Annotated in this window: 10 protein-coding genes and 1 pseudogene; 6 read left to right on the top strand and 5 right to left on the bottom strand. The window is 62.4% G+C overall.

Annotated elements, in window-relative coordinates:
• A pseudogene (locus FHT75_RS21170) lies at nucleotides 1-201 on the top strand (sugar ABC transporter ATP-binding protein); the annotation flags it as partial.
• Nucleotides 202-207: 6 nt separating this feature from the next.
• Here the strand turns inward: FHT75_RS21170 and FHT75_RS21165 are convergent.
• The 3 genes from FHT75_RS21165 to FHT75_RS21155 all read right to left on the bottom strand — a co-directional run bounded on the left by FHT75_RS21165 (nucleotide 208) and on the right by FHT75_RS21155 (nucleotide 4,568).
• Nucleotides 208-2,451, bottom strand: a complete 2,244-nt coding sequence (locus FHT75_RS21165) for a glycoside hydrolase family 2 protein (RefSeq protein WP_183845179.1) — start codon at nucleotides 2,449-2,451, stop codon at nucleotides 208-210.
• Nucleotides 2,452-2,552: 101 nt separating this feature from the next.
• Entirely contained in the window at nucleotides 2,553-3,551 is a 999-nt protein-coding gene (locus tag FHT75_RS21160) for a LacI family DNA-binding transcriptional regulator (protein WP_028755627.1), read from the bottom strand.
• A 9-nt stretch (nucleotides 3,552-3,560) separates the two neighbouring features.
• Nucleotides 3,561-4,568, bottom strand: coding sequence for a Gfo/Idh/MocA family protein (locus FHT75_RS21155; protein ID WP_028755628.1), 1,008 nt, complete (start codon nucleotides 4,566-4,568; stop codon nucleotides 3,561-3,563).
• 204 nt (nucleotides 4,569-4,772) lie between these two features.
• Between FHT75_RS21155 and FHT75_RS21150 the strand changes: the two genes are divergently transcribed.
• The 5 genes from FHT75_RS21150 (at nucleotide 4,773) to FHT75_RS21130 (ending at nucleotide 9,844) form a co-directional block, all read left to right on the top strand.
• Entirely contained in the window at nucleotides 4,773-6,065 is a 1,293-nt protein-coding gene (locus tag FHT75_RS21150) for an ABC transporter substrate-binding protein (RefSeq protein WP_028757114.1), read from the top strand.
• Nucleotides 6,066-6,166: 101 nt separating this feature from the next.
• Nucleotides 6,167-7,054 (top strand): carbohydrate ABC transporter permease, encoded by an 888-nt coding sequence (locus FHT75_RS21145; protein WP_063475257.1) that lies wholly within the window; start codon nucleotides 6,167-6,169, stop codon nucleotides 7,052-7,054.
• Between the two features lies 1 nt (nucleotide 7,055).
• On the top strand, nucleotides 7,056-7,967 hold the full coding sequence (locus tag FHT75_RS21140) for a carbohydrate ABC transporter permease (RefSeq protein WP_063475258.1): 912 nt from the start codon (nucleotides 7,056-7,058) through the stop codon (nucleotides 7,965-7,967).
• Between the two features lie 19 nt (nucleotides 7,968-7,986).
• Nucleotides 7,987-9,069, top strand: a complete 1,083-nt coding sequence (locus FHT75_RS21135) for an ABC transporter ATP-binding protein (RefSeq protein WP_183845180.1) — start codon at nucleotides 7,987-7,989, stop codon at nucleotides 9,067-9,069.
• Between the two features lie 34 nt (nucleotides 9,070-9,103).
• Nucleotides 9,104-9,844 (top strand): ThuA domain-containing protein, encoded by a 741-nt coding sequence (locus FHT75_RS21130; protein WP_063475260.1) that lies wholly within the window; start codon nucleotides 9,104-9,106, stop codon nucleotides 9,842-9,844.
• Nucleotides 9,845-9,853: 9 nt separating this feature from the next.
• Here the strand turns inward: FHT75_RS21130 and FHT75_RS21125 are convergent, their stop codons facing one another.
• Together FHT75_RS21125 and FHT75_RS21120 are read right to left on the bottom strand one after the other, a co-directional pair.
• The gene (locus FHT75_RS21125; protein WP_063475261.1) at nucleotides 9,854-10,765 is read right to left on the bottom strand and encodes an SMP-30/gluconolactonase/LRE family protein; all 912 of its coding nucleotides are present in this window, start codon (nucleotides 10,763-10,765) and stop codon (nucleotides 9,854-9,856) included.
• Nucleotides 10,766-10,860: 95 nt separating this feature from the next.
• Nucleotides 10,861-11,682 carry an SDR family oxidoreductase gene (locus FHT75_RS21120; RefSeq protein WP_063475262.1) on the bottom strand — a complete coding sequence of 274 codons (822 nt, stop codon included), beginning with the start codon at nucleotides 11,680-11,682 and terminating at the stop codon, nucleotides 10,861-10,863.
• Between the last annotated feature and the right edge of the window lie 33 nt (nucleotides 11,683-11,715).

Raw genomic sequence — 11,715 nt, 5'->3', positions numbered from 1 at the left:
CTGAGCGAGGGCGACTGCCTGATCGAAGTCGTCGAACCGGCCGGCTCCGACACCTTCGCCGTCACCAAGCTCGGCGGCAAATCCGTCGTCGCCCGGCTGCGCGCCGATGCCGGCATTGCACCTGGCCAGACAACCCGACTGGCCTTCAATCTCGATAAGGCTGTCTTCTTCGATCCGCAAACACAGGCCAGGATCGGGTGATGGCCGTCAGGCGGCCGTCACGCTTGTTGTCACCGGTGCGAAACGTGTAGAAACGACTTCGACGGTGATCTCGCCGGTGAAGCCCGTCGCCTCCAGCCAGAAGCCTGATGTGCCGCCCTGCAATGGCACAGTGGTCGGGCCGACGATCCTTGCCGGGCCGTGCACCTTCAGCGAAATGCTGTCATTCATGAAGGGCAGGCGCTGGCCGCTCTGGTCGAGGGCGCGGATGATGACGCGTGTGCTGTCGCGTTCGCGGGCTCTGAGCGTCGACCTGTCGGCAACGACCTCAAGCGTCGTCGGCAACGGATCGGCCGCCAGCGTCAGGCTGGCCACCGGTTGGCCGTCGATATAGCCGGTGAAGGTGCCGTCGATCCATTCGAGGCCCCAGGTGCCGAGCTCATCGGCGGTGAAGTGGCGATGGTCGAGCACGACGGGCGGATGCGGCAGATGCGGGTAGTTTTCGCGGTCCGGGCCGATGCGTTTGGAAAGCGCGCCATATTGCAGCTCCACCTCGTCGCAGTTGGTCAGGATGATCAGCGGCAGCACGCCACCGATATTGCGTTCGCCGCGCGCCCAGAAGGTCACCGGCTTCATGACGATCTCGTCTGATGGATCGCACTGGCTGATATAGGCATAGGCCGCGAATTTCGGCTCGCGGAACATGTCCATGACGCCGTGATAGCAGATGCGGTCGCCGGAGCCGAAATCCTTGTGCGTGTTGTAGTCGAACATGCACCAGCCGATGGCGCCGGATATATCGGCATCGCCGTAGGCGGCGTTCAGCACGTCCAGGTGCCGGCGTACATGCTCGGCCTGGCGCTGCTCCTGATCGTAAATCTTCGTCGGGTGCATGTGGCCGTTGAACTCGGTGATGAGGTACGGCACCTTGTGGGACAGTCCGGTATTTTCCTGCTGGCCGCGCAGCGTCGTGCGCGGGCGGTTGGCGCCCGGCAGTTCCTCGTTGCCGAGGATGAAGTCGTTCATCGTGTAGACGTCCTCGAGCAGTTCGCTCTCGGTGATATAACGCACGCCGCCGGTCTGGCGGGTGCTGTCGAGCTCGCGGGCGAGCCTGTTGGTCTCGGCGTAGAAATGGTGATTGTCCTGCGATTCATTGATGCGCACGCCCCAGATGATGATCGAGGGGTGGTTCCAGTCGCGCTCGATCATGCGGCGGACGTTCTCGATCGATTCCTGCTGCCAATCGGCATCGCCGATATGCTGCCAGCCGGGGATTTCCTCGAAAACCAGCAGGCCGATCGTGTCGCAGCGGTCGAGGAACCACTTCGACTGCGGATAATGCGAGGTGCGGACGATATTGCACTTCAGCACCGTCTTCATGATGTCGGCATCGCGCTCCTGGGCGGAGCGACCGGCGGCATAACCGACATAGGGGAAGGCCTGGTGACGGTTGAGGCCGCGCAGCTTCAGCGGCTTGCCGTTCAAGAGGAAACCTTCCGGCGTGAATTCGGCGGTGCGGAAGCCGAACCGGGTCGAGACACGGTCGGAGCCGTGCTCGGTCCTGAGTTCGACGGTGACGTCATAGAGTGTGGGATCGGTGATGTCCCAGAGGGTGATGCCGGTGAGGCCGCCGAAAGAGAGCGTGGTGCGGCTGCCGATCGTTTCGGTGGCGGCGGTGGCGACCACCGTGCCGTCTGCCTGCTTCAGCGTGGCGGTGACGGTCGCCGAGAAGCTGCGGCTCTCGGGATTGGCTATATCGACGCGGACGGTTGCCGATTTCTCCGGGCGAAGAACGTCCATGGTTTCGATCTTGAGATTGCGGATCGATACCGGGTCGGTGACCTTCAGCCAGACGTCGCGGTAGATGCCGGCATAGGTGAGATAATCGATGCGGCCGCCGAAAGGCGGAATGGCCGGGTTCTCGCTGCCGTCGATCTTGACGGTGACGAGGTTCTCTCCCCTGACGAGCCTGCCGGTGAGGCGGGCCTCGAAGGGCGTGTAGCCGTCCTTATGGGCGACGATTTCCTCGCCGTTCAGATAGACGACGCTGTCGGCCATGGCGGCGTCGAAGACGAGCGAGACCTCGCGCCCCTCGAACTCCGGCAGCCAGCGCAGCACCTTCTGATAGGTGAAGGCGCGCTGATAGCTGGTTTCGTCGAAATAGTTGAAGGGCAGTTCGACGGCGGTATGCGGCAGGCTGACTGATTTGGCGGCATCGAAAGATTCGAGCAAACGCTGACCGAAGCCCTCATGGAAACTCCAGCCTTCATTGAAGGAGACGACGGAACGCATTTCAGGCTCTCCAGCTTACGGCATCAGGGACATTGCGGCGCCCTTCGGCGCGTGAAAATCTGGTCATCGGTATTCCTCCTCGATGCAATGGATGTGTGCCGCTATGCGGTCGAGCCCCAGCGGGCGGTGCAGGTGAGTGTGATGCTGTGCGGGCCTTCGATCTCGGCGTCATGGCGTTCGATCAGTTCGACGACGGCATCGATGAAGGCGACGTGGTCGAGGCTCAGCGTGGTGAGGTCGTTGCAATCCCAGGCGGCCATGGCGATGCCGTCCTGGCCGACGATGGCGATATCGTCAGGCGTGTTCTTGCCGATCACCCGGCGGGCGGCATCGCGTGCGCCGATCGCCATGACGTCGTTGCCGCAGATGATGGCATCGACTTTGTTCCGGTGCAGCAGCAGCACGGCTTCCTTGAAGCCGGAATCATAGGAATAGTCGCCGAAGGCCTGCGCCTCGAAAGAGAGGCCGCGCTTGGCGAGCGCATCGGCGAACCATTTGCGCCTGAGCTTGTCGATCCAGCTTGAATTGGTGCCGGAGAGGTAGGCGAAACGCTTCTTGCCGTCGCGGACGATCTTGTCGATGATCTCGTCGGCGGCCCCAGAGCCGTCGATGCGGATGCTGGAGACGTTTTCGTTGTCGAGCGGCTCGAAGGAGACGATGATAGGCTTCGTCGTGTGAAAGATGTCGACGGCATCCTGCATCGACACCATGTCGGAGAAGACGACGACGTGATCGACCTGATAGGTGGAGGCAAGGCGCATCAGCTGCAGCCGGTCGGAATGATCGGCGCAGCAGAGGATGATCGGCAGCAATTGTCTTGCCTGCAGGCGGTGGACGAGAAGCTGCTGTTCCTCGGCCTCGCAGGGGTTGCCGATCGCATTGACGACCAGGGCGACGAGGCGCGAGCGCTGGTTGTTCAGCGAGCGGGCGATCGCATTCGGCTGGTAGCCATGTTCACGGGCGACGGCGAGGATGCGATCGCGGGTGGCGCTGCCGATGCGTGAATCCGGGGAGAAGGCGCGGGAAATGGTGGCGGAGGAGACGCCGGCGAGTTTCGCCAGTTCCTTCGAAGTGATCCGCCGTCTGTTCATTCCGCCCATCTTCAGCGCCTATCGGGCGACGATCCTGACGGAAGCGCCGTCGGCCGCTGCCGATTCCTTGATTGCATCCCATAGCCTAGCGAATCTGAGGCCCATTTCAACGGAGCCGGAGTTTTCCATCTTTCCCGCGCGAATGGCGAGGAAATTTTTCATCGGATTGCCGAGAATCTCGGCCTCCTCGCGCGGCTCGGCGCTCCGCCCGAGGCTGATCTCGCGCCAGCCGCCCCAGGCATCGATGCGCACGATCGCCTTCGAATAGAAGAAGGTGATGTAGGAAGCGCAGCCCGGAGGGCCTTCGCCGGCGGCTGTCAATGTCGTCAGCGCGCCGTTTTTCAGCCGGGCGGAGACGGCGGTGGCGATGTCGACCTGCCTGCCGTGGTTGTTCATGTAGGCCGAAACGCTGTCGAAATCGGAATTGGCGAGCAGGCAGACGGTGTTCATCATATGGGCGCCGGTATCGAACATGAAGCCGCCGCCTGAAATTTCAGGCTGCTGTTTCCAATGACCATGATAGTTCGACGACCAGCTTTCCCAGATCATGCCCGATATGGCGATCAGTTCGCCGAATTCGCCGGCGAGCGCCCGCCGGCGCGTGTCGAGCACCAGCGGCGAGAGGCCGCCCTGGAAGGCAGTGACGATGGTGACGCCGCTCTTCTTCTGCGCGGCGATCAGCCTCTCGGCCTCGGTGACGGTCGTCACCATCGGCTTTTCGAGGAAGAGGTCGAGGCCGGCCTCGGCAACGGCAGTTGCCTGCTCGGCATGGAAGGCATGCGGGGTGGAGATGTAGACGATGTCGAGTTCGTCCCGGCACTGGCCGAGCATCTCACGATAGTCCTCGAAGCTCTTCGGTTCGGGGGCGCCGGCGGCGAGGCAGACGTCGAGCAGGCGCTGGCGCGAAGCCGCCGTGGTGTCGGCGAGTGCAGCAAATTCGATCTCCGGCATCTTGACCCAGCTCGCGGCATATTCCGCCGCCTTCAGGCCGGCACCGATGACGCCGAGGCGCAATTTCCCAGTCATGAAATTTCCTCCCTGATTGCATTTGTGCACACGATTACACAAACGTTACAGTGATGGCAATATTTAATTAGATAAGTAATATCAGTATATTAAAACCCAATAACGAATCTTTTTAAAAACCGTCTTGTCAGCATTGGGAATGCGTGTACATTTTCGCGGTCGGTGCTGGAGGGCGCCGTGTCTCTAAAAAAGGGAGGACTTCCGTTGAAGAAGATGGTTCTTGGCGGCCTGTGCGCCGTTCTGCTGAGCGCGGTTTCGACGCTGGCGCAGGCTGAAACAATCCGAATTGCAAATCACGGTCAGGCCGGCATCGACGCGATGAAGTCGACGGTCGAGCGGATCGAAAAGAAATACGGCGTCACCGTCGAGGTCATCGAATATCCGGCGCCGGACAAGGATTACCTGACGAAACTCCTGACGGAGCTCGGCGCCGGCAACGCCCCCGACCTGTTCTCCATCCCGACGACGGCAGCCGTCGCCGACATGGTGGAAGCCGGCTACCTCGCGCCTGTGACCAAGGAGTTCAAGGCCTGGGATGGCTACGCCAACCTCTATGATGTCGCCAAGGACCTCGCCGTCAGCCCGGACGGAGAGACTTATGTGATGCCGTTCATGCTCGGCATCCAGGAAATCTATTATCGCAAGGACGTTCTCGAAAAGGCCGGCATCTCGACCGAACAGCCGAAGACCTGGCAGGAGCTTCTCGATCGTGCCGCCGAAATCAAGCAGAAGACCGGCGCCTATGGCCTGCTGTTCCCGGCCGGCGTTTCCTGGGGAAGCGGTGCCTTCGACGAAGGCTTCCAGCACCTGCTCGTCGGTTCGAAGACGCCGCAGCTCGTCGATGCCGACGGCAAGCTCGATCTGAATGGCGAAGGCATCAAGGATGTCTTCAACGTCTACAAGGAACTGATCGACAAGGATCTGATGCCGACGCAGCCGCTGCTCGGACCCGAGCCCTGGGTCGTGCCGAAGTACCAGATGTTCCCGGAAGGCAAGCTTGCCGCCACCACCTGCGGCTCCTGGTGCTATATTTTCGACTGGGGCCGCGAGAGCAAAAATCCGATTCCCGACGTGACGAAGGTGGTCGGCACCTGGACAGTCCCGGGCCAGAGCAGCGGTCAGTATGTGCTTGCCAATCTCGCCGCGCCGTGGGCGGTTAATTCCAAGTCGGCCAACACCGAATTGGCGATCAAGGCGCTGATGGAGATCGGCTCGATCGAGACGCAGGTTTCCTACGCCGCCCGCATCGGCAACATTCCCGCCAGCAAGGACGCGGCCGACAATGCCGAGTTCCAGAAGCTGACGGAACTGGTTCCGATCCATGCGGCGGCCGGGAACGGCGTGTTCCTGAAGCAGGCCTCCGGCTTCGGCACGGTCTCGGAAGGTGTGGCGCGGGCCACCGAAGCGCTGCTGCGCAAGGAGACCGACGCTGCCGGCGCCCAGAAGATCCTTGTCGACTACGTCAAGGAAACCCTCGGCGACGACATGGTCAAGTAAGCCTCCGCTTTCCTTCCCAGCGAACGGGGACGCGGCGGCATCGCCCGCGTCTTCTCTTTCATTCGATAAGCCGGCTTCATTCGACAAGGTTGTGAGCTTGCATGGCCCGAAACTCTCATGAAAAGCGCGCCGAGCGGCAGTGGCTGCTGATCCTGCTGCCCTCGCTGGTGCTGCTTCTGGCCTTCGTCATCTATCCGGCCCTCTATTCCGTCTATCTGAGCTTCACCAACGAGGCGCTGACCGGGGCGGCCGCACTTCGGCCCCGCTTCGTCGGTCTCAGGAACTACACGCGGCTCTTGAACGACGCGAAATTCTGGAACGCGCTGTTCGTCACCTTCGTCTTCGTCATCGGTTCAGCGGTGATCGGCCAGTTCGTGCTCGGCCTGATCTCGGCAATGGCGCTGCGCCGGCCGATCCGTTTCCGGCGGGTGTTCTCGTCGATCATCCTGCTGCCGAATGCCGCTCCCGAAGTCGTCGCCGGCTTCATGTGGATCTCGATGCTGGCCGGCGGCGATAATGCCACGCTCAGCCGCATCGTCAGCTTCTTCGGCGTCACGCCGGCCGACTGGCTGCAGGTCTTCCCGCTGTCGATGATCATCGTCGTCAACACCTGGCGCGGCATCGCCACGGCGATGATTCTCCTGACCGCGGGCCTCAGCACCATTCCGGCGGAGATCTACGAGGCGGCGCGCATGGACGGCGCCACACCGTCGCAGATGTTCCGCCGCATTACCCTGCCGCTGATGATGCCGACAATCCTGCTCTATATGCTGATCTCGGCCGTCTCCACCATCGCCGTCTTCGGCCTCGTCTATGCGCTGACGCGCGGCGGGCCGGGCGGGGCGACCGAGGTCGTCAGCATCTATATCTACAACCAGTCCTTTACGGCATTCCAGCTGGGATATGGTGCGGCGGTCGCCGTCGTCGCGCTCGTCATCTCGCTAATCCTCGGCATCGCCTATGTCCGGGCCATGAAGGTGGAGGTATGACATGACCGTCATTTCTCCGAGCGAGACCGCAAACAAGGGGCGCTCCGACCTCATCGCCTATGCGACGCTGTCGCTGATCTCGATCTTCTGCGCGGTTCCCTTCTTCTGGGTGCTGCTCGCCTCTCTCGACGGCAATGCGCAGCTTTTCCTGCACTGGCCGGAGCAGTGGACCTTCGCCAACTATATCAAGGTCTTCACAAAGGAGGACGGGGCGAAGTGGCTGTTCAACTCGCTCTTCGTGGTCGGCGGTGCGACGCTGCTGGTCATGGTGCTTGCCGGGCTCGGCGGTTATGCGCTGTCACGCACCAGGGCCTGGTGGAAGCTGCCCTTCCTCTATGCGATCCTGCTCATCCGGGTGCTGCCGCCGACGGCGCTGGTCGTGCCGCTCTACAAGTTCCTGCTGACGCTGAACAATGCGGAAGCGGCAGTGCTCAGGCCGATCTTCGGCAGCTATGCCCGCGACATCATGCGCTGGACCGGCTTCATCGACGGTTATCTCGGGCTGATCCTGGTGCTGGCGACCATGCAATTGCCGCTGGCGCTCTGGATCATGAAGACCTTCTTCGACGGGCTGCCGAGGGATTACGAAGAGGCGGCGCTGATGGATGGGGCGACTCTCATCCAGCGCATCCGCCGGGTGCTGATCCCGCTGGCGCTGCCGGGGCTGGCGGCTGCCGGGCTGTTCGCCTTCATGTCGGCCTGGGGTGACTTCCTTCTGCCGCTGATCTTCCTGTCGTCGCCGGAGCTGCAGACGCTGCCGCTCGGTCTCTTCCGCGCCTTCCTGCGCATCAACGAGATCGATTACGGCCTGCTGACGGCTTTGGCCTTCATCTACCTGCTGCCTGCCGTCGTTGCCTTCGGTTTTGCGCGGCGCTTCCTCGTCCAGACATTCTCGGGCGGCGTGAAGGGCTGAGATCAAGAAAGAGAAACAGATGATCAATCTCAGAAACGTTCGCAAATTTTACGGCGCGCTCGAGGTCATCAAAGGCGTCGACATCACCGTGGAAGACGGCGAATTCGCGGTCTTCGTCGGCCCCTCCGGCTGCGGCAAGTCGACGCTGCTGCGCATGATCGCCGGCCTCGAAGGTATCGACCAAGGCGACCTCATCCTCAACGGCAAGCGCATCAACGACGTGCCGCCGGACAAGCGCGGCATCGCCATGGTGTTCCAGTCCTATGCCCTCTATCCGCATATGAGCGTTGCCGAAAACATCGGCTTCTCCCTCAGTCTCAAAAAAGTGCCGGAGGCGGAAATCCGCCGGCAGGTGGAAGGTGTCGCCGAGATCCTGCAGCTCACCGACTATCTCGACCGCCGCCCGGCCGCCCTCTCCGGCGGCCAGCGCCAGCGCGTGGCGATCGGCCGGGCCATCATCAAGAAACCGGCGCTGATCCTGTTCGACGAGCCGCTGTCGAACCTCGATTCGGCGCTACGCGTGCAGATGCGCGCCGAGCTGCAGCGTCTGCACCGCGAGCTGAAGGCAACTGTCGTCTACGTCACCCACGACCAGGTGGAGGCGATGACGATGGCCGACCGCATCGTCGTGCTGAACAAGGGCCTGGTGGCACAGGCGGGGGCGCCGATGGCGCTCTACCATCAGCCGGAGAATGAATTTGTCGCGACCTTCATCGGCTCGCCGAAGATGAATGTCATCCCGGTCACCGCGACGCAGGCCTCAGCGGGCAGGCTGCATCTCGACAGCCCGATCGGGCTTTCGCTCGATCTTGCCGATGCGAACGGGGTCGTGCCGCAGGGCGAGGCCAAGCTCGGCATCCGGCCGGAGCATTTGAAGATCGCGCCGGAGGGGCGGGGAAATTTCACCGCCGAGGTGGTCATCGTCGAGCGCCTCGGCGTCGAGACCTACATGACCGTCGGCTCGCCGCAGCAACCGATCGTGGTGCGCGCCGAAGGCGATATCGCGGTGCGGCCGGGCGACCGCGTGCCGCTGATGGCCGATCCCGCTGCCTGCCATGTGTTCGATTCCGCCGGCCGAGTGATCCGTCCGGCAACTGCCTGACACCTGAACCATCGCCCAAACATCGAGGAATGCCATGACAATCAAGGTCACCATCTGGAACGAAGGACGCCACGAACAGCTCCACAGGGAGGTCCAGGAGATCTACCCCGACCGTATCGACGGCGCGATCGCCGCCGGTATTGCCCATCCGGATTTCGAAATCCGCCGCGGCACGTTGGATGATCCCGATGAAGGCCTGCCGGACAGCGTGCTCGATGATACCGACGTGCTGCTCTGGTGGGGGCATATGGCGCATGACGAGGTCAGCGACGGGCTGATCGACCGCGTGCAGCAGCGTGTGCTGAAGGGTATGGGCCTGCTGGTCCTGCATTCCGGCCATCATTCCAAGCTCTTCCGCCGGCTGATGGGCACCAACGCCAACCTTTCCTGGCGCGAGACGCCGGATGGCGACCTCGAACGCGTCTGGGTGGTCAATCCCTCGCATCCGATCGCCGAGGGACTGCCGCCCTATTTCGAGGTCAATGCCTCGGAAATGTACGGCGAGCCCTTCGATATTCCGCAGCCGGACGAGCTTGTGTTCATCTCCTGGTATTCCGGTGGCGAGGTGTTCCGCAGCGGCTGCACCTTCCAGCGCGGGCGCGGGCGCATTTTCTTCTTCAGCCCCGGCCACGAAACCTACCCGATCTATCACGACAAGATCGTGCATAAGGTGATCTCGAACGGCATCCGCTGGGCGCAGCAGAAACACACAGATGGCCGCATCCTGGAAAACTGGCATCGGGCCGAGCCGCTGCATGGGCGTCCCGACAGCTGAAGGCCTGACCTATGGATATTGTGCGCCGGTCGTCTTGATATAAATCGAATAGACCGAACGCGTCGCGGTGATGAAGAGCCGGTTTTTCTTGGGGCCGCCGAAGGTGAGGTTGGACACCGTCTGCGGCACCCTGATCTTGCCGAGCAGCGTTCCCTCGGGCGAAAAGCAGTGGACGCCGTCGGAGGCGCTCGTCCAGAGATTGCCTTGGACATCGAAGCGGAAGCCGTCGGGATTGCCGACGTCGAGGCTGCAGAAGTAACGGCTATTCGCAAGCCTCCTGCCGTCGATGACGTCGAAAACGCGGATATGGCGCGGCACGTCATGTTTTGCCGAGCCGGAATCGGCAATATAGAGCTTCGTCTCGTCGGGCGAGAAGGCAAGGCCGTTCGGCTGGATGAAATCTTCGACGACGGCGTCGATCGATCCGCTTGCCGGATCGATCCGGTAGACGTTGCGGGTCGGCTGCTCGGGCTCGGCCTTGTGGCCCTCGTAATCCGACAGGATGCCGTAAGTCGGATCGGTGAACCAGGCCCCGCCGTCGGAGTGCACGACGACGTCGTTCGGCGAATTCAGCCGCTTGCCCCTATAGCTGTCGGCGAGAACGGTGATGGTGCCGTCCGTCTCGGTGCGGGTGACGCGGCGGCCGCCATGTTCGCAGGAGACCAGCCGGCCCTGCCGGTCGCGGGTATTGCCGTTGACGTAGTTGGACGGTGAACGGAAGACGGAGACCGTCCCATCCGGTGTCCATCGCATCATCCGTTCATTCGGGATATCGCTCCAGAGAAGGCAGTTCAGGTCGGAAAACCAGACCGGGCCTTCCGTCCAGCGGCAGCCGGAATAAAGCTCCTCGAGGGCGGCGCTGCCGATGATCATTGCACCGAAGCGTTCGTCGCGGATCTCATAAATCGGATTGTCGCCCATGCCAGTTTCCTCCCTGAATGCTGCCGTTCTTTTCCTAGCGGCAAAAACCTGGAGGTGCCAGAGCCCAGCGACGGAATTGCCGGGCTCTGCCTTTCTCAGAGGGCTGCGACCGGATGCGGCGAGCCGTCGTAGGCGCCCCAGATCGACTGATCGAAGCAGATGACCGAGCCGGTCATCAGGCCGGATTCGGAAGACGACAGGTAAGCGCAGGCGCGCGCCACCTCGTGCGGATCGACGAGACGGCCGAAGGGCTGGCTTGCCGCCGCCTTCTCCAGCCAGTCGGCCGGTGCCTCGTGATATTCGCGCTGGATCCGGTCCTCGCCTTCGGAGGCCATCCAACCGATGTTCAGACCATTGACGCGGATGCGGTTGCGCAGCAGCGCGTAGGCGGTGTTCTTCGTCAGCGTTTCCAGCGCGCCCTTGGAGGCGCAATAGGCGGCGATGAAGGGCTGGCCGGCTTTGGCCGACATCGAGCCGATGTTGACGATGGTGCCTTCGATGTTTTCGCGGCGCATCACCTTTATCGCTTCCTGCATCAGGAAAAACGGCGCGCGCACATTGACGGCGAACATGGCGTCGAAGAGCTCCGGGCTGGTATCGAGAATGGTGCCGCGATCGGTAATGGCGGCGGCATTGACCAGCGCGTCGACACGGCCGAAGGCCTCATCGCAGGCGCGCACGACATTCTGCGCCTCCTCGACCTTGCCGAGGTCGGCCTTCACATAAACGACCCTGGCGCCGGTCACGTCCGAAATCTCCGCGGCCTTCGCATTACCTTTGGCTTCGTTGCGGCCGCAGATGACGATGCCCTTTGCGCCGCGCTCGGCGAAGAGGCGGGCGATGGTGGCGCCCAAGCCTTGCGTGCCGCCCGTAATGATGGCGATCTTGCCGTCGAGACGGCCGTGGTCTGTGCTCATGTGGTTCCTCCGTTGTGATGATGTGCGAATGGC

It is taken from the genome of Rhizobium sp. BK112 (assembly GCF_014193215.1).
Lineage (GTDB): Bacteria > Pseudomonadota > Alphaproteobacteria > Rhizobiales > Rhizobiaceae > Rhizobium > Rhizobium anhuiense.
The sequence above is the reverse complement of the archived record's forward strand: the minus strand, read 5'-3'. Positions and strand labels throughout refer to the sequence as shown.